Genomic DNA, 21,433 nt, shown 5'->3' with positions numbered 1-21,433 from the left:
AATGTTTATAGTGATTTAAGGAAAGCCACGAGATCATCGCGTTCTTGCTTTGACATTTTAAGCACTCGCTGCTTGCTGGTTTCTGCCTCTCCGCCATGCCACAAAACAGCCTCAAGCTCGTTGCGGGCCCGACCGTCATGCAAAAACGACGTGTGACCGTTAACTTCTTCTGTGTAACCAAGCCCCCAAAGAGGAGGTGTACGCCACTCTCGTCCATTAGCAACAAATTCGCTTCGGTTATCTGCCAGCCCCTCCCCCATATCATGTAGCAATAGATCTGTGTATGGGTGAATTGTTTGCTGACTCAATGCTTGTCGGTCTGCTCTGACAGCCGTTTTTATCGTTGGCCGGTGGCAACTCACGCAGCCTGATTGCTCGAAAAGCATCTCTCCTCGCTTAACACCTGGCTCGCTCATATTACGCCGTGCAGGCACAGCAAGATGCTGACTGTAGAACTCAACGAAGTTAAGCACTTTATCTGTCACTTCAGGCTACCACCGCTGGGCATTGTCTTACAAACAGACTGAGAAGAGGTGCAGTTTTCGACAGGGAATAGGCGGCTGGTCAAGCCCAGATCCCCATTGAAGGCGGATGCATTTTGCTGCATCAGTGAAGGTTGTCCGGCTTTCCAGCCAAAACGTCCAATCACCGTTTTCTGTTTTTCAACATCCCATACCTGATTAGGTCGTCCAGAGACACCGAGGTTTTGCTGTTTTTGCTCTTTTGCAATGGCAAGCAGTGCCTTGTCTGAAATAGATTCGAGAAGACCGAGACCGATCATGGGCGGCGCCACACGGGGAGAGATTTCGACATCCTCCCGCATTTGGCCATAAGCAAGATGACTGATAAAAAACTCAGGTTTTCGCAACGCAACGGTTGTGCCATCAGCAAAGGTTTCGATTACCTTTGTGTATGTCACATTCACTTTTCCTTCCGGCACGAACCCGGTATCGCAAAGTCCTGCAATTGACCGCCGTAATTTGGTTCTGGGATATTGCCATCAATGATGAGTTGCCGTTTCTCTTCGGCTGTCATCGCAGGCACACTCAGACGCAACAAGAGCGAGACGGTGTGTGGGTCCCCAGTTTCAGGCGGGTGTCCCCTACCATCCTTTATGTGACAGTTTTGGCAACCATTGGTATTGAACAATGGCCCGAGGCCATCGCGTGCATCGGTTGTCGAAGGCGCAGCAATCCAAGGATTACGAAAAAAACTGTTTCCGACACTGAAGTCTAACCTGTCGGTCATCGGTAGATTAGACGCAGGCTGGGAGAAAGCATTCGCGCCGGTTGTTTTGGTTGTTGTTTTACCACCTGAACGGACAGATGAAAGTGGTGACTCGATCTCTGATTGATGTGCGACTGAAGATAATGAAATGAATGATGAAGCAAGTAGCACGGCTGAGAGAGAGACAGATTGAAAAATACTGCTCATGGTTATTCCAGTAAATGGCCCCTTTAAAGGGGCCTTGTTATATTTTGTTGGTTAGAACTGATGGTCTGCGGTGTCTGGACTCAGGTTATCTACGCCCACAGTTGCAGCCACTTTCTCAATGCTACGCGTTTGCTCAACCAATGCAGAGATTGCGTTATTTACCAGTTTATTGCCTGCAGCATTACTTGGTGCAATCAGTTGGTCAAAGTGCTGGTCATTCTTTTCCGCTGATTCAACCAGAGCAAAGACTTTGGAGCGTGCATTGTCAAAATCTGTCATGATTTTTTCCGCAGCACCTGCGTCTTTTTCCTTCACTAAGTCAAGCAGTGACGGACCGGTCACTTTTGAACCATCAAGACGTGCATAAGTGCCCGTCATTACGTTATAGATACCCTGCTCATTGTAATAATGAGAGTTATGGGTGTTGTCAGAGAAACAATCGTGCTCGTCTTCGGTTGAGTTAGCTTCAAGTGCGACCTTCATTCGCTCACCGGCGAGCTCACCCAGCGACAAAGAGCCCATGCCGAAGAGCATTTTACGAAGGCCATTTTTCGCAGGTTCAGCAAGTAAGGTTTCACGATAATTATCTTGCGCTTTTGCAGACCACTGACCTTCCATCCACGCCAGATCACTGACCAGCAGTTCAGCTGCCGCCTTAAGGTAGTCACCGCGACGGTCACAATTACCGTTAGTACACGCGCTGCCTGAAGCAAAGTCAGTATATGGACGTTCGCCAGCACCAGACTTAGTGCCATTCAGGTCCTGCCCCCAAAGCAAGAACTCGATAGCATGATAACCAGTCGCCACGTTTGCCTCTGAGCCGCCCAGTTCATTCAGTGAAGCAAGCAGTTCAGGAGTGATCTGTGAAACATCAAGTTTCTCAGTACCCACCTGTACTGACTTATTGGAAACGATGTTGGCCACTGCACCTGCGTTACCTAATTCGTATTGGTAATCACCCGCAACATAATCAATCAGGCCTTCATCCAAAGGCCATGCATTCAACTGACCTTCCCAATCATCAACCACAGCGTTACCAAAGCGGAAGACTTCTGACTGCTGATAAGGTACACGCGCTGCCAGCCAAGCTGTTTTAGCTTCGTTCAAGGTTTTGTTAGACGGTGACGTAATAAACTTGTCAATCGCCGTATTTAGAGACTGAGCTGATTGATGCGCGTCATCGAATACAGCGTGGGCTAAGTCTGCATAGTGGGTAACAACATCGGTCGGCGTCGTCGCGTAAACATTTACTGAAAAAAGTGAGGATACGACAGCCGAAGCCAAGGCAGTGCGGGAGAACGTTTTCATGTTTCATCCTTGTTTAATACTTATCCCAAATAAGGATCGCAATCTAAGTGAGAATTATTATTACACTCAAAAGCAAAATATTTCAATAAAAAGCTTGAAATCTCCCACGTTCGGCAGTTTTTCGACACTTACCGATTATTCGTATATTCCTAATAAGAAAATCATGTCTAAAAGGCCATAAAATAGTGTAGAAACAACTCCACATATAAAAGAAACGATCAACCGACAAAAAGTAGTGACTCATAAGAAAAAAAAAGGCTTAATGCGGTCAAGCATCACTGTTAATGCGTCTGGAGATAAAAATGGAAAGACACGAAGAGGTATTGATTGCGCTACGCCAAATTATTCGGGCTATTGATATCCATTCTCGTCAGCTTAATAAAGAAACAGGACTAACTGGGCCCCAATTAGTATTGATGAAAGCGATACAGGAATTGGGGCAAGTCACCATCAGGCAATTGTCTATTCATACCAACATGAGTCAGGCCACGGCCACGACGATACTTGATCGTCTTGAGAAACGCGGTTTTGTCTCTCGGGTTCGAAGTGAGGTAGACAAACGTAAAGTACATGCCCATTTGACAGAAAATGGTGAAAAAGCCATGGAGCAAGCACCTCGACTGCTGCAAGACAGCTTCATTTCACGCTTTCAAGGGCTTGAGCACTGGGAACAGAGTCTTTTACTTTCCTCCGTGCAACGAGTGTCATCAATGATGAACGCCGAGAACATTGACGCCGCACCGATGCTGGAAGTACAAAGCCTGACTGATCCGCTGCTAACAAATGCAAACAGCTGACCATTCACCTACAATCGCTGCGCTCGCCACTGCTTAAGCTTATTCTCAACAAAGCCTACGGCGAGTGCAGTACCGGAAAAGATGATCGCCGCGCCCACCAACATTTGCTGAGTGACCACTTCACCAAGAAAAATTGCGCCCCATAAGGTTGCGAATATGGGGATGATATAGGTAACCGTCATGGAGTTTGCCGGACCAATTCTTATCATCAGATTAAACAGAATCATGAATGCCAGCCCGGTACAAAGCGCACCAAGCATGATGGTTGCAAGCCAAGCATCAACACTTATGGACTGTTCAGGCCAATACATGATGCCCAATGGTAGCAACGCAACCGAAGCACCGAGCAAACTGCCTGCTGATACAACGATTGGCGGCACATCAGAGAGGAAACGTTTTGTATAGCTTGCTGATAGACCGTACATAAATGTGGCACTCACAACCGCGACAACAGACCACCCCAGCCCGCCTGACGTGAATTCCAACTTATCCCACACCAGCACGACGACACCGCAAAAGCCAACAACAAGCCCCATAATACGGGTAAATGACATTGAATCACCCAGCCAAATTAACGCGATCAGTGCGCCCCAGATAGGGGTTGACGCATTAAGGATCGACGCAAATCCCCCCGTCACGGTCAGCATTGCGTAAGAAAGCAGCGTAAACGGCACAGCCGCACTGATCGCACCGATAATAAAGAGGTGCTTCCAGCTTTGAAGAAGCAGAATCAACTGACCACGAAACAAGAGGATGGGAAGCAATACTGCCGCAGCAATTGCCACTCTCAAAAAGACCAGAGCGAACGGGCCAAACTCAGGCACCGACAAACGAGTAAAAAGGAAAGATGCCCCCCACAACGCCGCCAGTAATACTAGCATCGATAAATCCCTAACTTTGACTTCCATGAATACGCTCTTTGTTGTGAATGATCATCGTGAATATCGGTCGTGAGTATTGAGAACCCAGAAAGACTCAACCAGTTTGATATTCACTACATTTTCACTCTTACTTATGAAAAGCAACGGTTATTTTTGTCCGTTGATTCGTTCCCTCGCAAATTCTCATTATTCGTTCTCGAAAATTGTCATAAATCCTGAAGTCATCGCTTCCAAATTGATCGCTGTTTGCTTTACGTCCCGTATTTTTGCATGCTTAGGAAAATGCTGAAAACAGTTTGGAAGTAAGGATCAGAAAAGATATGAGCACCTCCTCTCTCACTGTCAGGGAAGGAACCGAAAAGGATTTAAATGCGATAAACGACATTTATAACCACTATGTTCTGCATACCTGCACCACATTTGATTACGAAACATGGGACCACAGAAAACGTTTTGATTGGTATCAAAAGATATTGGGCTGCCCTGATTATTCTCTTTTAGTCGCAGAGAGCGAAGGCCATGTAGTTGGATTTGCTTACAACGGTGCATTCAGAGAGAGAAAGGCCTATGACATCAGTTCTGAACTCAGCATATACACATCTAATAGGCATTCCGTAAAAGGAACAGGTTCAGCGCTAATGGAGGCACTATTAAAAAAAAGTCCAAGAGTCAGGAATCCATCGACTTTATTCAGTCGTGACACTTCCCAACCTCCCTTCAGAAGGTATTCATAAAAAATATAAATTTCGCCATGTAGGTACGTTAGATGAAGCCGGATATAAATTCAAAAAATATCATTCAGTTGCAATTTATGAATTAGAAATTACGCCAGAAAGCAACACATAAAGTAAACAATTCTAGGCGTTTTAATGATTGTCGAAACTTGAAGCATTAAAATTGAAATAATTATTTTCCTCTTCGGCTCTGCAGCCTTTTATTTTTAAGCCTTGCCGTTCAATTAAAACATCCAAGGATTATTTAAAATAATGATTTGCCTCAATTGATAAACTATTTCCTATAATTGAAAATACGTTCATGCGAGGCTTCATAAATGAAGATTTCCCTAAAAATAAGAGCAGCAGTTTTGTTGACAACATTGGCTGGCGTTTTAGCCACCGCGACAATCTTTAGCGGCCAAACGGTGAGGTTATCGACAGAAGCCCTAGAGAGTCAAATTAAAAACCAGCTTTTTGCGGTTAGGGAAATTCAAAAATCTAAAGTCGAAAGCTACTTTAACTTTATCGCCAAACAAATCGTGTCTCTCTCGTCATCAACAATGACGACAGATGCACTGTCGGAGTTTTCAAAAACATTTACTCTTGTTGAGGATGAAGTGTTCATGAATACTGCTAGCCAGAGAAGGCTAGAGTCCTACTACACTGAACAATTTGGTGAGCAGTTTAAATCACTCAACTCCGTATCTGACGTCCAAGTATTGGACAAACTTGATAGTATTAACGCCAACGGTGTTTTGCTGCAGCAAGCATATATTGGTGATAATGAAAATGAGCTTGGCAATAAACACTTACTCGATACATCCAGCTTCGCAACATCGTATGACAACGTGCACCTTAAGTATCATGGTAATTACCGCTTGTTTCTTGAGGAGTTTGGGTTCTATGACATCTTCTTGGTTGATACATCAGGTAACATCGTTTACTCCGTCTACAAAGAGCTCGATTACGCCACTAACTTGTTTGACGGTCCTTATGCGAACAGCGGAATAGCCGAGGCATTTTCTCAGGCCATTGGTATGGAAAAAGGGCAATATGCCTTCACTGATTTTTCACCCTATTATCCCTCTTACAACAGTCCCGCATCGTTTTTAGGATCTCCTGTTGTTAAAGACGGCACGTTGCTTGGCGTCCTCATCTTCCAAATGCCTGTCGATAACATCAATAGCATGATGACCTATAACGGCAATTGGAAAGCCAGCGGCTTGGGCAGCACAGGCGAAAGTTTTCTTGTTGGGCCAGATAAACTCATCCGAAGCCAGAGCCGTGGATTAGTCGAAAACAAAGACACCTTTCTCAAACAACTGGCAGACTCTGGTGTCGCCAAATCCGTTGTTCAGCGAATGGAAAATACTGACTCCTCAGCAGGTCAGCAGCCAGTCGATACCGCTGCAATAGATGCAGCAATTCAAGGCAACGCTGGCTTTCAACATGAGATAAACCACTTAGGTATTGACTCGTTTACCGCATTTACACCTGCTGATATTTTGGGTGTTAGGTGGGTGTTGGTCAGCGAGATCAGCGCAGAAGAAGCGCTGGGTAACATAAACACACTTGTCTCTGAGATGAAAAACACCAAGTACTCGGTGATTGCGGTAATAGGAGCAATTTCTCTGGTTATTGCTTGGATCGTCTCAAACAGCATAAGCAAACCGATAAGTAGATTCACTGAAAAAATCAGACAAATTACTGCTGATGAAGACCTGACGCAGCAGCTTGAGGTGAAAGGCAAAGACGAGCTCAGCGAACTGAGTGCATCCTTGAACGGAATGTTTAAGGATTTCAGAAAACTCATTGTTGAGGCAGACGCAACAGTTCAGGCTCTGACATCATCGACAATGGACATTCAAAACAACCTTACCAACATGGGTAAGGACATCGATGCACAGGCAAATGAGTCTAATCAAGTCGCCTCTTCAGTGACAGAGCTAAACGCCAGCGTATCCGAGGTTGCCAATTTTGCTAATCAGGCATCTACGGCATCCGATGATGTCAAACGTACCGTGAAAGAGAGTTCAATGGTTGGTGAAATGCTGGTGACCGAGATAGACGCTCTCTCCACCAAGATGGGAGGAGCAACATCCGCAATGGGCAAACTCTCTGAGGAAAGTGAGTCAATCGGTACCGTTTTGGATGTTATTCAGGGCATTGCGGAGCAAACAAACCTCCTTGCTCTTAACGCGGCTATCGAAGCAGCGCGAGCTGGCGACCAAGGCCGAGGTTTCAGTGTTGTTGCTGACGAAGTACGAACACTGGCGATAAGAACACAGGAATCAACAGAAGAAATCCGCAAAAAAGTGGAGTCGTTACAACGTGAGACAGAGAAATCAGTCGTTGAAATCAATAATGCAAATCAGTTTGTCACACGTAGTGTCGAACACTGCCAAACTAATAATGAGATGTTAGATAACATCAATAAAATGATCATGAAGATCAATGAAATGAACAGTCAGATTGCGACGTCGGCAAATGAGCAATCAAACGTGACGGAAGGGATCACCGCCAGTATCAACATGATCGCGTCTTCCTCTTCTGCAGTATCAGAAAAAGCACAAAGCTCAAACCAATGTGCCGTCGAACTAAGTACACAGTCAGATACATTAACCAAGCAAATTGGTAAGTTTAATATTAGATAATCTGGACAGCCCACCAAACGATAAAGCCAGCGGCACCTAGCCTTCCCTCGCTGGCTTCATCTCAAAAAGAGTACAACTGCAGTCAAATATCCACCTATATTCATATCATAAGTTCGGAACAGCATTGTGCTGAAATTTTATGACTTGGAGAGGCTCTTTGACTAATAACTTGCCAGAAAGGCCCGCTGTTAATGCGTTCTGTAATGATGTACTTTCCGACCTCGATGCCGTAGACATTGCCGCACACATACAACGGGGCGAGTTTTCAATTAATGAGGTACTCAATGCATCGATAAAAAGAATTGAAAACGTCAACCCTACGCTAAATGCTCTTGCGCGCGAGACCTACGAACTAGCAAGAACGCAGAGTCAATCTCTCCCTGATGGCCTAATGAAGGGTGTCCCCTCCCTTATCAAAGACAATGAAAACGTTATTGGCTTGCCAACCTTACACGGGTCAGCAGCATTCGACGAGAAACCCGCGACACGTTCCAGTGATTTTGTGAAACAATTTGATTCACTGGGACTAATGACGCTGGGTAAAACCACACTTCCCGAATTTGGCCTAACGGCGACGACTGAATCGACTCATCTCCCTCCCACTGTTAACCCCTGGAACACAAAATTTAGCTGCGGCGGCTCCTCCGGCGGCAGCGCAGCATTGGTTGCAGCTGGCGCAGTTCCTATTGCGCATGGCAATGACGGTGGAGGCTCGATACGAATACCTGCATCCTGTTGCGGACTCATCGGGCTTAAACCTACCCGAGGTCGGCTTCACAATATACAAGGCTCGGAGGCAATGCCCATTAATATCGTCAATCAGGGTGTGCTTACACGAACTGTTCGCGATACTGCCACATTCCTTTATGGTGCAGAAAAATATTGCCGTAACCATGAACTGCCTGCGTTGGGTCATGTTGACTCTCCAAACGACAACAAGCTCAGAATAGGCTTCTTCATTAACGGACCGGAACACATTCTCACAGATTCCGATTGCGCAAGTGCTGTACTCAAAGCCGTCAAGCATTGCGAATCTTTGGGACATATCGTCGAGGAAATTCCATTTCCGTTCGATTCAAAGCTGGGCGATGACTTTTTGGTCTATTGGTCGCTGCTCGCGTTCAGTTTACACGTGGCAAGCAAACATGTAGTTGGGCAAGCAGCAAAGAAAGACAAACTTGAACCTCTGACAAAGCAAATGAGCCGCAACTACCTGACTCAGGCATATAAAACACCCTTTTCGATTTCACGCTTAAAGCATTTTGCACATACCTATGAAAAGGTGTTTAAAGACTACGACGTCATTGTGTCTCCTGTCTTGGGTCACCCTCCACCAAAAATTGGGTATCTTGTTGGTGAAGACATCAGCCTCAACAGCGCGATAGAGAGATTGCGGCGTTATGTCCCCTTTACCGCAATTCAAAACATTTCTGGTGCGCCTGCCATCTCATTGCCGATTGCGATGAGTCAAACAGGCCTTCCGATCGGTGTTCAATTTGCCGCATCATACGGCAACGACAAATCACTCATAGAGCTTGCCTATGCACTCGAAGCATCAGAGGCTTTTCACGGCAATCGCTAACATAGAAGTAACAACTGTAACTATATGGCATTTTTGATAACACTGTTATTTGAACCAGTTCAAATAACAGTAATACCAATTACATATCTAAAATCCATTAAATATGAGACGCAACACGCAGTAAATTGTCAAAATATTTATCAATCATAAAATTATCAGCTGTAAATCCAACTTATTTGGATTCACTTCAATAATTACCATTCCCCGTATTAATATTTCTCATTTACTTTCATATGAAACAATATTTTTGTTTTTTGAGAAATCTCTCGAGGTCTGTTTATAAGTCGATTGTCGGCGAATTAACACCAGCGATAGGTTGGTTAGCGAGAAATATGAATAACTAAGACTCGATGTGAATCAGAGACATAAAGGTGCATTCGGATTAGAGGCGTTCATATTTCATCCACAACTAACTTAGGAACGCGCTATGAAAATGAGTAAACTTTCGTCGGCACTCGTCCTGGCTTTATCTATGTCAGGCGCCGCCCACGCAGAAATGCAAACCGACCGCATCGAAAATGTCCGCCACATGATGACCTTTAATGAACTGAGTCAGACAGACAAAGAAACCTTGTTCGAGCAAGCTTCTCTGCTGATCAATGACATTTATGTAAACAAAGATCAAAAGAACCAGTATTACGGTATCAGTCCAACCTATGATGGCCACGTAGACCCTGATGCAGCAATGGCAAAAATTAAAAGCCGTCTGCCCGAGTTAAGTACCGAGCAACTTTACACTGAGCTGCACAAAACGTTCGCCAGCCAGCGCGACCTTCACCTTACTTATGTATTCCCTGAACCTTACAAAGCGTTCACCAGTTATCTGCCGTTAACCTTCACCCGCCTTGCTGGCAACGAAGTACGTGTAAGTGCAGTAAGTTCACAACACCTGAGCGACAGCTACCTGGAAGGCCAGAGCGCACCTGCTGTGGGCGATGTACTGGTGTCCTACAACGGTAAATCTGTCCCAGAAATCCTGAAAGAAAAGCAAGCAACAGCGCAAGGCTCGAACGCTTACGGTGGTTTCGTTCGTGCACTGAGCATGCTGACTCGTCTACCTCAAGCCGTCAAACTGGCTCCTGAAGAAGACGAAGTCACCATGACACTCAGAAAGGATTCAGGCGAAACGTACGATGTTACCCTGCCTTGGTTGGTTGACTGGAATGACAATCGCGTTCCGGCCACTGAAGCCGAAAATAACAACCAAGGTTACAATCTGGCACAACTGGCAGTCAGCTCTGATGTTTACCAAGAAAGTGTCAACAAGCTGAACAAACGCCACGGCATCGAACAAGGTAACTTCTTCGAATTGAACCCAACCAGTGAACCAATCCTGAATTGGTCAGTCCTGCAATATGGCGATAAGCGTATTGGCTATATGAAGCTGAACAGCTTTTCTCCAGTGAATGCTCTGGACAACATGATTAACGAACTGGTTAATCTTGTTCATTACGGCTTTATGGGTACCGACGGTTTGATTGTCGATGTAAGAGATAACCCGGGTGGTTATATCTTACTTGCTGACATCATGGCTCAGCTATTCATTCCAGGAAAAGCAGAAGTCGGAGACTTTAAAGTACTGGTAAACGAAACCAACCAACCAGTTATCGATCTGTTCGGTCAGTTTGGCCTAGACATTGACACGTCGGCAGGTGACAAATATTCAGGCACTTTCCAATTCACGCCAGATGAAGTCGCTAACCAAATTGGTCAGCTTTACTACAAACCTGTTGCTGTCATGAGTAATGCAAAGAGCTACTCTGCAGGCGATATGTTTACCTGTGCAATGCAAGATAACGGCGCAGCAGTTGTTTACGGTGAAGACCCGCAAACCGGTGCTGGTGGTGCAAACGTATGGCGTCATAGCTGGCTGCTGCAAAATGTTGGCGGTGACTTCAAACCTCTACCAGACGACAGCATCATTACGGTTTCATGGGGACAGGCACTGCGTGAGAAGCATCACAAGAACAGCCTGATTGAAGACTACGGCTGCGTGGCTTCTGTTGATGTCAGCCTAACACCAAGCGACTTGAAAGATGGCGGTATCTCGCAGTTTACTAAGGTTATTGAAGGACTGCTGGCTCAGCCACAGGCGCGCTCTTCATACTCTTTGAACGTGCGTAACGACCTACAACTTGTCGTCCCGCAAGAGAATCCAACACTGAGCATCAATGTGAAGAACGTTGAACACATTGCGATGTCTGTGAACGGTCAGCCGTATAAAAAACTGTCTGTATACGCATACGGTCCAGAGAAAACCGTCGAGTTGAAACTGCCTGAAGGCTTTAATCCAGGAGAGGTTTATCAGCTCAGAATCCAAGGGCTTGATGGTGGCAACCAACCACTTTGGAACACCAACAGATTTATCGTGACTCAATAAATCAACAAGCAAAAAGCCCCTGCAGAGGGGCTTTTTTCATTCGATAGTTCCGCTCGTTACCTTACTCATTCAGCTCCAATTCCATCATGGGTAAGACTCGCCCAGCAGGTTTTGATTGAAACTCTCCCACTGTGACCGCACCCATTTTTCGATAAAATCCTTCAGCATTTGGCTCTGAGGTTATCCTTAAGGTTGATACCTCTCGTTTAGCTATTTCCTGTTTCACCGCGTCAAACAACTCTGTGCTGTGCCCTGCCCCTTACCGATATGTTCAGGGGAAAGGAAAAAATATTCGAGTTCAAGACACTGAGAAGTGTCTTCATCATTTATCTCACGCAAACCAAATATCCCTATCAGCCGCTTCGAATCGTCACGAGCAACAAAGATATCCAGTTCGTGCAAATGATTGGGGGTCAGTTTTAAATCTGGCCACCAAAGAGCCATTAAATCTTTTGAGTAGCCCCAATGCGCTTTAGAGGAATAAATGAGCGCATTGAGTTCATCCAACTCTTCCGGCCTAGCCTCAGAATTTTGCATCGTTTTATATTCCCTTTTCCTACGGTTTCCTTATGGCGTAAAGTATTACAACGTCACTCATTTACAGCGTAAATTTTAATCACCAAGACAAACACCTGTGAACTACCTACTCTGCAAACACTATTCTTCGTTCAAAGGTGTATAGACAATCGCAAATTTAACCATTGAATTACAGTAGAAAAATCGCTTTGGCTTCAAACGAATAATATTGGTGATACATCCAGCTCAATACACTTTGTGGTTTATCACATTATTAGGCAATACAGATGCCCGCTCAAAATAACTGTGTTTATATACAGTTATTTATTTAAGTATGGGGAGGGTTACAGAAGCTAGGTTAAAGGCGTGTAGAGGATCGCAAAATCATACCTTAATTGGCAACGGGCACTTTGGGGTTGACTACATTGTCAGGCTTCTGAAATTTTGGAGATCTCTCGTGTACGGAATGAAGAAAAGTGCGTTGCGCCTACTTCCGCATGACCCTGCATGGGCTGGGCATTTTGCTGACGAAAAACAGCGCATTATTGATGTCGCCAACGACATAGCACTTGATATAGAACACATTGGTAGCACTTCTATTCCACGCATATATGCAAAGCCAATCTTAGATTTAGCTGTGATGTGTAAGGAATGTGAATTGCCGACTCTCGCAGAGGCATTAAATCGCCTTGGATATAACTATCGTGGCAAGTATGGCGAAGATAAAGACCACTACTACGCAGTTCTTGATCGAGATGGGGTCAGGTATTGTCAATTACACATTTACACCCAACAAACACCTGATTGGACATGCAAAATCAAGTTCAGAGATGTATTGCGGACCAATGATGAGCTTGCTGCGGAATATTCCAGTTACAAACAGGCGCTGGCCAAACAAGGGCATACCAAAGGTGATTATGCCGAAATCAAATCGAACTGGCTTGACTCCTTCATTATGAAGGTTTTGGCTATACCTACGAGGCGCATAAGCAAGATAGTATGAAGAAAGTTTTAAGCATTTTAAGTAAAGTCTGAACGTTGGCTATTTTTGCCTTTGTCGGTCTCCAATTTTACAAAGCGTCAGGCAATGAAATTCCAGACGTCGCAGAGATCTATGTCGATAAGTTTGGAACTGCGATTTTTGCTTTTTTTAAATTCGGGTTGGCTCATTGCCTTTTTTCCTATTGCCTGGCTTGGCGCATCTTATTACTTAGCGAGACAAAGCGGTTGGCAAAAACTTGCTATTAAGTACAAATTTAAATCTGGCATTGGTGCTGAGCCGAGTTTCTTTACTCATAATGGAGTTATCGGTGGAGTTCAGCTTAAGGGAATATTGTGAGTTGCTACCGATGAAAAAGGGATGTACTTGAAAGTATTATTACCTTTTAAATTTGGGCACAAAGACCTGATGTTCTCTTGGTACGACATAGCGTCCATCAGTTCTGATCCTGACTCAAGAAGGACGGAATTTACCTTTCGACACTACCCTGATCAAACCCTTTGTTTACATAAATTTCATGAGTTGGACGATGTTCCATCTGAGTTACTGAAATAAATAGCAGAGACCTTTAACGAGCAAGTAACGTCGGGGTTGCTTGCTCGGTTTCATTTCGAATCACATTTTAACTGGCAGTTTTCAGCTCTTATTGAGAGTTTTCCCATAGCCCCTTCCCTCCATACAAAAATCTTCATTTTGGCCTTTTACCAAAATCATTCGCACTCTCGTTACCTACAAAAAGAATCAAAGTAACATTTAGGCTCAATTTTGAAGTAGCATAACAAAGCCTAGATTTTTCCTTTATGCCAAATTTGATAAGATCAGCTCTATTCCTTTTGAATATGAAATTTTAATATGAAAATAATAAAATCGGTTCTTGGTCTTACAATGGCTGTGTCTGTGACAAGCTGTGCAACACGACCACCAACACCTATGTATGTTGAGCCGGAGCAATTTAGTGGCTCAGTGTCATTTCTTGCAACCAACTGGATGCTTGAGAAAAGACTAGAACTAGAAGGAAAAGAGAAAAATAAAAACACAGTACAAAAAACTAAGCGTGCGCTTTTCACCCGTGATAATTCTGAGTACAGAGTCAAAGTATTTCAAAAGCACGATACATGTGATGAGCCTGCGCAGGTAAATATACAAAGCCTAAAACCAGTATTATTTGGCGAGGGAATGCACGAAGTAAAGAGACTCAAACTCCCGATGGGTGATATGGCAACGCTTAGTATAAGTGGGAGTGGTTGTTTTAATATAATTACATTTCCTGTTGAAAAAAATGGAAACTACTCCATTACACACTTTAATGATTTAAAAACTTGTGAGGTTTCGGTTATTAATGACAATACTCAAAAGTTAGTTAAATTATTTGACAGAAAGTATTCAAACAAATGTAGTGCAGACGATTTAGACGAGAGCAAAGCGGTTGATGTATCGAAAGACAAATCTGTGTACTTCGGTGGGTAGTATCCAAGCATAGTTAAAAGTGAAAATCCCGCACATAAGCTAAAGTATTGCCTTGTTGAAAGTTGATTATCAGCTTACGCAGTAGACGTTGGGTCTGTGTCAGTGGCATCCATTATAAATCTCGATAAAAAGCCCCGATAAATCGGGGCTTTTACAACAATTTATTTAACAGCTATTAATCCGCTTTACGACGCAAAGCATTTGCCAATAGCAATACACCTGCGATGAAGAACGGGATGCTCAGTAGTTGCCCGGTATTCAGCACCAATTCTGAGCTGTACGCTGCCTGTTTGATTTTGACGAATTCCAGACTGAAACGTGCGGTGAATACCAAGCACAGGAACAAACCGAACAATGCACCTGCCCTCTCTTTGATTTGGGTAGTTTTGTACAACACCGCCAAAAAGATAAAGATCGACAGGTAAGCAATCGCCTCATAAAGCTGAACGGGATGGCGAGGCAATAAATCAATTTTGGCGAAGACTACGGCCCAAGGCACGTCCGTCGGTTTACCGATGATCTCTGAGTTTACAAAGTTCGCCATTCTGACAAAAAAACCAAACGAGGCTGTGGCGATCGCCAGTCTATCGAGCAACCAAGTGAGATTAACCTGATGCTTTCGGCAATAGAACGTAACCGCAAGAATAGCGCCCAACCCACCACCGTGGCTGGCCAGCCGCCTTCCCAGATAGCAATAATCTTCATTGGGTTAGCGAGGTAATAGGCTGGGTCATAGAAGAAGCAATGTCCAAGCCTTGCACCGACAATAATACCAATTACGGCGTATACCAGCAGCGCATCGAGTGACTCTACGTCACGCTTTTCCTGAGTGTAAATCCATTTCATTACCTGAAAACCACTGAGAATTGCAGTGGCAAAAAGCACCCCGTACCAGTGAATTTTCAAAGGGCCGAGAGAGAGTAAAATCGGGTCAACGTTCCAGAACATAACATCATTCAACGATAAAATTAGTGTCGAAATTCTATCATGATGACAACGAGAATTGATACCTCAGATGAAAAGCTAACTGCTTAACTTTTGTAAATTTTCTGACGATTCCCAGCCTATGTGATCGGTCAGCGATTCGTCGTTGAAGAGATGTATATGAATATCAACTGTGGGCCATGGCATTTGCATTAGAGTGCTTTCAAAGTATGGGCCTTGATAGACTTAACCGCATCATCAGGTTTTTCTTGCATAAAGCAGTGACCACCTTCCAGTGCCTCAACCTTAAAAATCGATGGCTTCTTGTTCAATATTTTGAATGAGATCCGTGAAAACCAGTAGGTATTCTCACCAAACAGAATACTGGTGGGTACACCTAAGCCCCTCAGTGAGGCCCAAAGCCTGTCTGGTGTGCTACCGAAAATTTCGGATTCTCGCTGTGGTGAGCACTTCAGCGTTACGCCACCATCACTTGCATCGGTCAAACCGTTTTCAACATAGGCAGAAATTGCAACAGGTGACCAGTATTTGAGGGCGCCGCGCCCAGTGAAATAACGTTCGGCCTCCTCTTTACTGGGCCAACTGTTCCGGCGGTTTAACGTCGCTTTTACCAAAGGGTTGGGGCTTGGTAGCCCGAAGAACGCGCTGGCTTTAAGAAGGGCAAGTACGATGGGTGAAAAAACAACAGGATCTAGCAGCACCAAACGGTCGAACAGCTGCTTGTCTTGGTCTTGCATGAGTACTGTCAGTACGCCGCCGAAGCTGTGGCCCATGCCAATGACTTCACAGCCGCGGTATTCGGTTGAGAAGTGGCTCCATATTTCCCGGCACACCTCTGCGTTACGGTTCCACCCCCAAAATTTACCGCCATCATCGCTATCACCATGCCCTTGAATGTCAGGTATGAAAAGATCGAATTCATTGCTCAAAAGTCGCAACATTGGCCAATAGGTCAGCCCTGATAAACCCGTGCCGTGAAGAAAATGGATGACGGGCTTTCCGCTGGGCTCAGTGCGATGACCACGGATTACTGTGCCATCAGCCAACTCGAACTCGATACGGAGTAAGTTTTCGATACCAAGATCAGCGCTCTTATTGAGGGTGAGCTGACTTGCGTTTTGCGCACTCATTTTTACAATCCTTTGCCGGCTAATTTAAACAGGTGTTTTAATTAATATCACCGTAGAACGTTGCTTTCGCAAGAACGATTTTACTTTTTTGTCGTTTTTGTTCCTAAAAATGCGCGTTAGTGTAAAATTGCTGGATATATCGACTAAACATTCCGGCTGTGTTAGCCCGCCTCTGTGTTATTTGTTTCATTTTTATGTGATATATTCCCACACATTCTGCTTCTACTTTCTTAGTCGAATCTAGCCTTATGAACGCTTCAGAAAGTCAGCCAACTTCCGGTGACAAACCAGCCTCCAACAGACGTACAGTGCGGTTTTTCGCTCGGTTCTTCGGTATTTTGCTTTTTCCCTTTGTTGTTTTATTGGTATTGCTCAGTGTTGGCATTAATATCGATTTGAGTTCGCACCGCGCAGATATTAATTCCTGGCTAACAAAAAAGCTGGATCGCCCAGTTTCTGTCAATGGAAACCTGAAATTTTACGCATCATGGTCGCCAGAAGTTCAACTCGGCGGAATAGAAATCAAAGATTCTGACCCCAATGCCTATATGCCCTTTTTTACTGCCGGAGTAATTGATGCCAAGATTGATGTTTGGCCGCTATTACAGAAGACGCTGATTCTTAAACACATAGGTCTGAAAGACATTCAACTCAACGCGCAGGTTGATGCGGAAGGAAAACCAAACTGGCTGTTCCCCGGCATGGCGAAAAACGAGGGAGCAGTCGCTGAGCACTCAGATTCGCCATCAGAGAGTAATGAAATTCGCGTCAAACTCAGCGACTCCATCTCGGCATCTCAAGTTACCTTCAACTATTTCGATCAAACTACCTACCAATCATTCGACTGGTCATTAGAAAGCCTTGAGCTGACAAAAGCAGATAGCTGGCAGATGAAAGCAACTGGTGCAGTTATTGGGGAGCATTACGACCTAACCTTGGAGGGAGAACTCGAATCTCTGATCAATACTCAAACGGGTAAGGTCGCTATTGAGGGGGAGTTTGCAGGTGCGGCACTCAATGTAGATGCGGATATCAAACCACTTAAAGCGGGCACATCGACGGCAACGCTCGATTTTAACTGGTTTGATACGTCAGCACTTGAGTATCACATGGGGTTAGACGCCAAGTATGCCACGCCGCTCTCTATTAGGGCGAACCTCAAGGCATCAGCATCTGGTTTTTCGATGTCAGATTTAAAGATTGACAGCCCAGTGACGCAAGGCGACGGCTCTCTTGATGTTGCTCTTGCACAGTCAGCCGATGAAAAAAATACCATTTCCGGCGCATTATCTATTTCTTTCGTCGATTTTCGACCTTGGTTGCAACCAGAAGAAGTGCCGGAAATGATTGGCTACGCTAGCGGAGCGCCGCAAAAATCGCCACTGCAGCTGGCTCTGGAACAATGGCTTGAAAAGACAGAAACCGATATTAAGTTGGGTATTAGTGAGATTAAAGGTCTTGGAATAAACGTCAGCAATCTCACTCTGAATATTGAAGGGAAAGAAGGCAAACTGACCGCCCCTATCACCGCAGATATCGCAAAGGTTCCATTTCGGGGTCACGCGAACATCGATGCCTCTGAGTGGATGTCGACGGTTGATGTCCGACTCGGCGCTAAAGATTCACAGTTGGGTGAAATGGCAGGCTGGATCACAGGTATTCCCAATGCTGAAGCTCTCTTCAAAAAGCTGAGCTCGCCATCACCACACAAGGCACCAAGCTGAAAGAGTGGATTGAAAACTGCCAGCTCAACCTTGATGTACTTTCAGCCAATGTTCACTGGGGAAGCAAAGCCACATTTGCGATTGATAAGGCCTCACTAAATGCAGGTATGCTCGCACCGTTTTCGTCTGATGTCAGCGGGCAACTAATGAATATTCCGGTGCGCGTGACGGCTAACGCAGGCACCTTGCAAGACATTCTTCAAAAGCGTGACTGGAAAACCACGGTTCAGTTCAACAGCCCTGTCTTGACAGTGTCTGGCAGCGGCTTACTGGCCGCGACGGAATGGCAACCCGGTAGCTGGTTTAATCTCGATATAACAAGTAAAGATGCAAGTTTGTTGAGCCCGTGGCTTGGCACTGCAGCGTCTATCAACGGCGAGATTGATTTCAAAGGTCGACTCGACTATCGCCATGGCAGCATCGTCTTCGATACTCCCTCGCTGACACTAATGAACACCAAAGGCAAAGCACATCTCGCATGGCACCCTGATACCAATCTGCTTGAATTAAACAGCCACTTTAGACGACTAGATTTCACGCAGTTTGGTCAGTTCGTCAACAAAGAAGAACTACCGCAAGTCGAACAAACCGCCCCCACACAGGGGGTGAACCTTGATGTCCCTTTGCTACCAGAAAATCTAGTGATTGCCGATGCTAATCTCAACCTGACCGTTGACCGCATGCTTTGGGCAGATCAGGCGCTGAGTAAGCTGTCGTTCAAAGGCGAAGTCAGAGACGGCAAGATGGAAAATGCTCCTTTTCAGGCATATTACGCGGGCAGCAAATTTGTGGGGGATTTGAGCCTCGTCCTGTCCGATCAAAACCTGAGTGCGGCTTTAACACTGTCGGTCAACAAGCCCAACATTGGTGCGGTTCTCCACCAGCTGAATGTCGCGGACAATCTTAAAATGAGCCTCGACAAAGCGTCACTGTCCTTGAGTCTGTCGGGCAAAACGGTGCTTGAATTGATGGAACAAGCCAGCGTTAAAACCTCGTTCACTGGCGGTGAACTTAAAGTAGCGGATACCTATACAGGTAAAGCCATTGATGTATTCCTAAAAAACGGTGAGTTCGTTACGGGGCCGGACACAGCAACACACCTCACGCTTACGGGCACTGCATCTGGCCTTCCCCTAACTTTGACAATGGACTCATTGTCACTCAAGCAGGCCAATGATGGTCGGGCGCGTGTGCCCATGAATGTCGCAGTGACATTGGGCGATAGCTACTTTCATGCAAAGTCAGATGTGGTTGTTCCTTTAGAGCTGATGACGATGACCGTTTATATCGATGCTGACTCCCCCAGCCTTGCCCGTTTCAATCGCTTCACTGGCGCTGACCTGCCGCCTTATGGACCGCTGAAGATATCGGCGTCAATGACCATGGATGAACTGGGTTATCGGCTCAAAGACTTCGTGATCAATGTGGGTTCCAGCACCCTGACCGGACACGGCGATATTTTCCCGCCACAGCAAAGTAATGGCCTGAAAAGACCAATGTTGGACATGGCCTTCTCTGCGCCTTTTATCCAACTGGATGACTTCAATATTCCACACTGGTCAGCATGGCTACCTAATAAAGAAGACGGTGAGATTAAAACACCGTCTGAGCAAATAGCGGCTAAAGAAACACCACAGCCGTCATCAGACGCTGTGCCCGTCGTCAGCCCTAAAGGTTTACTCCTTGCTGATGCCAACTTCAAGCTGGACGTTGATGAAGTGCGCTCGGGTAAAGACTGGCTGGGCGCTGGTAAGCTGTATTGGACGCTGGATGATGGGCGACTCACTTTGCAGCCGCTAAATGTTCAGATCCCGGGCGGGCAGATTCATATTGAGGGAGATATCGCCGCTAAAGGTGAAATGTTTGACATCAACCTCAATGGGGATGTGAAGAATTTTGATTACGGCGTGATCGCGCGTCAGGTCGACCCCGAAACAAGCATGTACGGTAAACTCAGTACCAAATTCGAACTGAAAAGCTTGGCCAATACACCCGATACCCTGATGGAAAATGCGACTGGTTTTATCGGTTTTGCTGCATGGCCAAAAGCCTTCGATGCGCACCTTATCGATTTGTGGGCGGTCAGCCTGACCGATGCGATTATTCCCAATTTCACCAATGATGATCCTTCGCAGCTTAACTGTGTCGCAGCAGGGCTGGAGATCAACAAAGGCGACATGAAGCAACGGGAAATGGTGATGGATACTTCTCGCATCCATGTTATTGGTAACTTTGACGCTCATTACAAAACGCGTGATTTTAACCTCGAGCTCACACCTGTTTCGAAGCGAGCCCAGATTTTCGGCTTACAAACGCCTGTCGCCATTGAAGGGAAATTTGAAGATTTCAGTCTCAATGTACCTTGGTCAGAAATTATCAAAACCACAGTACGCTTTACCACCAGCCCGATTGTAACGCCGCTTCGATGGTTATTTGAGGAGCCACTGCCCAAAGATGCGAGCGCGGAATGTGAGCGAATCTGGCAGGGTTAGCGACGCACTTAAAAAACAAAGCAGATTAAACCGGGGCCACAGAAATAACACGCGATACTCTCTATGCCCCAAGACTCCCAACGTCTTTTGACATCGATTTAGCGAGATCCTCAGCTGCTCTGCTGGCTGGACAACGTTGAAGACACCCCTTCCCTCTTTTTCTGCTCACTGGACTCCTTTCTTTCAGCTTTACAGGCCCACGAGTAATATAAATACCGATGAATATAATCACTCATGCTTAGCAACAAAACTCGAGATGACATCGAATTTGTCACATCATTAATACAAATAAAATATCTAAAAATATTAAGTTACATGAGGGTGCATCAGACGACATTGCACCATCTCGTGGGTTTAAGCGAGGGGAAAAACGACAGGGATGCGCTTTGCTCAACGACCTTTGTACA

Annotated in this window: 15 protein-coding genes and 2 pseudogenes; 10 read left to right on the top strand and 7 right to left on the bottom strand. The window is 45.3% G+C overall.

From position 1 onward, the window contains the following. Positions 1-5: 5 nt before the first annotated feature. Positions 6-1,434 (bottom strand): annotated as a pseudogene (locus CS022_RS03785) (di-heme oxidoreductase family protein). A gap of 51 nt (positions 1,435-1,485) precedes the next feature. Beyond that, a complete protein-coding gene (locus CS022_RS03780; RefSeq protein ID WP_129121171.1) occupies positions 1,486-2,742 on the bottom strand; it encodes an imelysin family protein in 1,257 nt (418 codons plus the stop codon). A gap of 302 nt (positions 2,743-3,044) precedes the next feature. Between CS022_RS03780 and CS022_RS03775 the strand changes: the two genes are divergently transcribed. Next, positions 3,045-3,539, top strand: coding sequence for a MarR family winged helix-turn-helix transcriptional regulator (locus CS022_RS03775; protein WP_129121170.1), 495 nt, complete (start codon positions 3,045-3,047; stop codon positions 3,537-3,539). Positions 3,540-3,547: 8 nt separating this feature from the next. On the opposite strand, the gene CS022_RS03770 is transcribed toward CS022_RS03775, so the two are convergent. Further along, positions 3,548-4,447, bottom strand: coding sequence for a DMT family transporter (locus tag CS022_RS03770; protein WP_129121169.1), 900 nt, complete (start codon positions 4,445-4,447; stop codon positions 3,548-3,550). A 269-nt stretch (positions 4,448-4,716) separates the two neighbouring features. On the opposite strand from CS022_RS03770, the gene CS022_RS03765 reads away from it, so the two are divergent. The 4 genes from CS022_RS03765 to CS022_RS03750 all read left to right on the top strand — a co-directional run bounded on the left by CS022_RS03765 (position 4,717) and on the right by CS022_RS03750 (position 11,752). Further along, positions 4,717-5,154, top strand: a complete 438-nt coding sequence (locus CS022_RS03765; RefSeq protein ID WP_235869235.1) for a GNAT family N-acetyltransferase — start codon at positions 4,717-4,719, stop codon at positions 5,152-5,154. Positions 5,155-5,471: 317 nt separating this feature from the next. Further along, positions 5,472-7,790: a methyl-accepting chemotaxis protein gene (locus CS022_RS03760; RefSeq protein ID WP_129121168.1), complete on the top strand. Its 2,319-nt coding sequence runs from the start codon at positions 5,472-5,474 to the stop codon at positions 7,788-7,790. A 157-nt stretch (positions 7,791-7,947) separates the two neighbouring features. Next, the gene (locus tag CS022_RS03755; RefSeq protein ID WP_161569553.1) at positions 7,948-9,372 is read left to right on the top strand and encodes an amidase; all 1,425 of its coding nucleotides are present in this window, start codon (positions 7,948-7,950) and stop codon (positions 9,370-9,372) included. Between the two features lie 427 nt (positions 9,373-9,799). Next, positions 9,800-11,752, top strand: a complete 1,953-nt coding sequence (locus CS022_RS03750; RefSeq protein ID WP_129121166.1) for a S41 family peptidase — start codon at positions 9,800-9,802, stop codon at positions 11,750-11,752. Positions 11,753-11,813: 61 nt separating this feature from the next. On the opposite strand, the gene CS022_RS27970 is transcribed toward CS022_RS03750, so the two are convergent. Next, on the bottom strand, positions 11,814-11,978 hold the full coding sequence (locus CS022_RS27970; RefSeq protein ID WP_161569552.1) for a GNAT family protein: 165 nt from the start codon (positions 11,976-11,978) through the stop codon (positions 11,814-11,816). Then, the gene (locus CS022_RS03740) at positions 11,975-12,289 is read right to left on the bottom strand and encodes a GNAT family N-acetyltransferase (RefSeq protein ID WP_129121164.1); all 315 of its coding nucleotides are present in this window, start codon (positions 12,287-12,289) and stop codon (positions 11,975-11,977) included. The genes CS022_RS27970 and CS022_RS03740 overlap by 4 nt, the downstream gene beginning before the upstream one ends. 445 nt (positions 12,290-12,734) lie before the next feature. On the opposite strand from CS022_RS03740, the gene CS022_RS03735 reads away from it, so the two are divergent. The 3 genes from CS022_RS03735 (at position 12,735) to CS022_RS03725 (ending at position 14,735) form a co-directional block, all read left to right on the top strand. After that, on the top strand, positions 12,735-13,271 hold the full coding sequence (locus CS022_RS03735) for a GrpB family protein (protein ID WP_235869260.1): 537 nt from the start codon (positions 12,735-12,737) through the stop codon (positions 13,269-13,271). Positions 13,272-13,382: 111 nt separating this feature from the next. Continuing rightward, on the top strand, positions 13,383-13,607 hold the full coding sequence (locus tag CS022_RS03730; RefSeq protein ID WP_129121162.1) for a hypothetical protein: 225 nt from the start codon (positions 13,383-13,385) through the stop codon (positions 13,605-13,607). A 513-nt stretch (positions 13,608-14,120) separates the two neighbouring features. Continuing rightward, on the top strand, positions 14,121-14,735 hold the full coding sequence (locus CS022_RS03725) for a hypothetical protein (RefSeq protein ID WP_129121161.1): 615 nt from the start codon (positions 14,121-14,123) through the stop codon (positions 14,733-14,735). A 175-nt stretch (positions 14,736-14,910) separates the two neighbouring features. Here CS022_RS03725 and lgt read toward each other — a convergent pair. Beyond that, positions 14,911-15,683 (bottom strand): annotated as a pseudogene (gene lgt / locus CS022_RS03720) (prolipoprotein diacylglyceryl transferase). 188 nt (positions 15,684-15,871) lie between these two features. Next, positions 15,872-16,810 carry an alpha/beta hydrolase gene (locus CS022_RS03715; RefSeq protein ID WP_129121160.1) on the bottom strand — a complete coding sequence of 313 codons (939 nt, stop codon included), beginning with the start codon at positions 16,808-16,810 and terminating at the stop codon, positions 15,872-15,874. 248 nt (positions 16,811-17,058) lie between these two features. Here CS022_RS03715 and CS022_RS25855 point away from each other — a divergent pair, with 248 nt between their 5' ends. Both CS022_RS25855 and CS022_RS25850 read left to right on the top strand, forming a co-directional pair. Next, positions 17,059-18,534 carry an AsmA family protein gene (locus CS022_RS25855; RefSeq protein WP_235869234.1) on the top strand — a complete coding sequence of 492 codons (1,476 nt, stop codon included), beginning with the start codon at positions 17,059-17,061 and terminating at the stop codon, positions 18,532-18,534. A gap of 146 nt (positions 18,535-18,680) precedes the next feature. After that, a complete protein-coding gene (locus CS022_RS25850; protein WP_235869232.1) occupies positions 18,681-21,026 on the top strand; it encodes an AsmA family protein in 2,346 nt (781 codons plus the stop codon). Positions 21,027-21,433 lie beyond the last annotated feature (407 nt).

It is taken from the genome of Veronia nyctiphanis (assembly GCF_004116385.1).
GTDB classification, from domain to species: domain Bacteria; phylum Pseudomonadota; class Gammaproteobacteria; order Enterobacterales; family Vibrionaceae; genus Veronia; species Veronia nyctiphanis.
The sequence above is the reverse complement of the archived record's forward strand: the minus strand, read 5'-3'. Positions and strand labels throughout refer to the sequence as shown.

Excerpts from the sequence above, each read along its gene's own strand:
- CS022_RS03770 (WP_129121169.1), bottom strand. The coding sequence starts at position 4,447 with ATGGAAGTCAAAGTTAGGGATTTATCGATGCTAGTATTACTGGCGGCG.
- CS022_RS03715 (WP_129121160.1), bottom strand. The coding sequence starts at position 16,810 with ATGAGTGCGCAAAACGCAAGTCAGCTCACCCTCAATAAGAGCGCTGAT.
- CS022_RS25855 (WP_235869234.1), top strand. The coding sequence starts at position 17,059 with ATGAACGCTTCAGAAAGTCAGCCAACTTCCGGTGACAAACCAGCCTCC.
- CS022_RS03775 (WP_129121170.1), top strand. The coding sequence starts at position 3,045 with ATGGAAAGACACGAAGAGGTATTGATTGCGCTACGCCAAATTATTCGG.
- CS022_RS03730 (WP_129121162.1), top strand. The coding sequence starts at position 13,383 with ATGTCGATAAGTTTGGAACTGCGATTTTTGCTTTTTTTAAATTCGGGT.
- CS022_RS03740 (WP_129121164.1), bottom strand. The coding sequence starts at position 12,289 with ATGCAAAATTCTGAGGCTAGGCCGGAAGAGTTGGATGAACTCAATGCG.
- CS022_RS03725 (WP_129121161.1), top strand. The coding sequence starts at position 14,121 with ATGAAAATAATAAAATCGGTTCTTGGTCTTACAATGGCTGTGTCTGTG.
- CS022_RS03735 (WP_235869260.1), top strand. The coding sequence starts at position 12,735 with ATGAAGAAAAGTGCGTTGCGCCTACTTCCGCATGACCCTGCATGGGCT.
- CS022_RS25850 (WP_235869232.1), top strand. The coding sequence starts at position 18,681 with ATGAATATTCCGGTGCGCGTGACGGCTAACGCAGGCACCTTGCAAGAC.
- CS022_RS03760 (WP_129121168.1), top strand. The coding sequence starts at position 5,472 with ATGAAGATTTCCCTAAAAATAAGAGCAGCAGTTTTGTTGACAACATTG.
- CS022_RS03750 (WP_129121166.1), top strand. The coding sequence starts at position 9,800 with ATGAAAATGAGTAAACTTTCGTCGGCACTCGTCCTGGCTTTATCTATG.
- CS022_RS03780 (WP_129121171.1), bottom strand. The coding sequence starts at position 2,742 with ATGAAAACGTTCTCCCGCACTGCCTTGGCTTCGGCTGTCGTATCCTCA.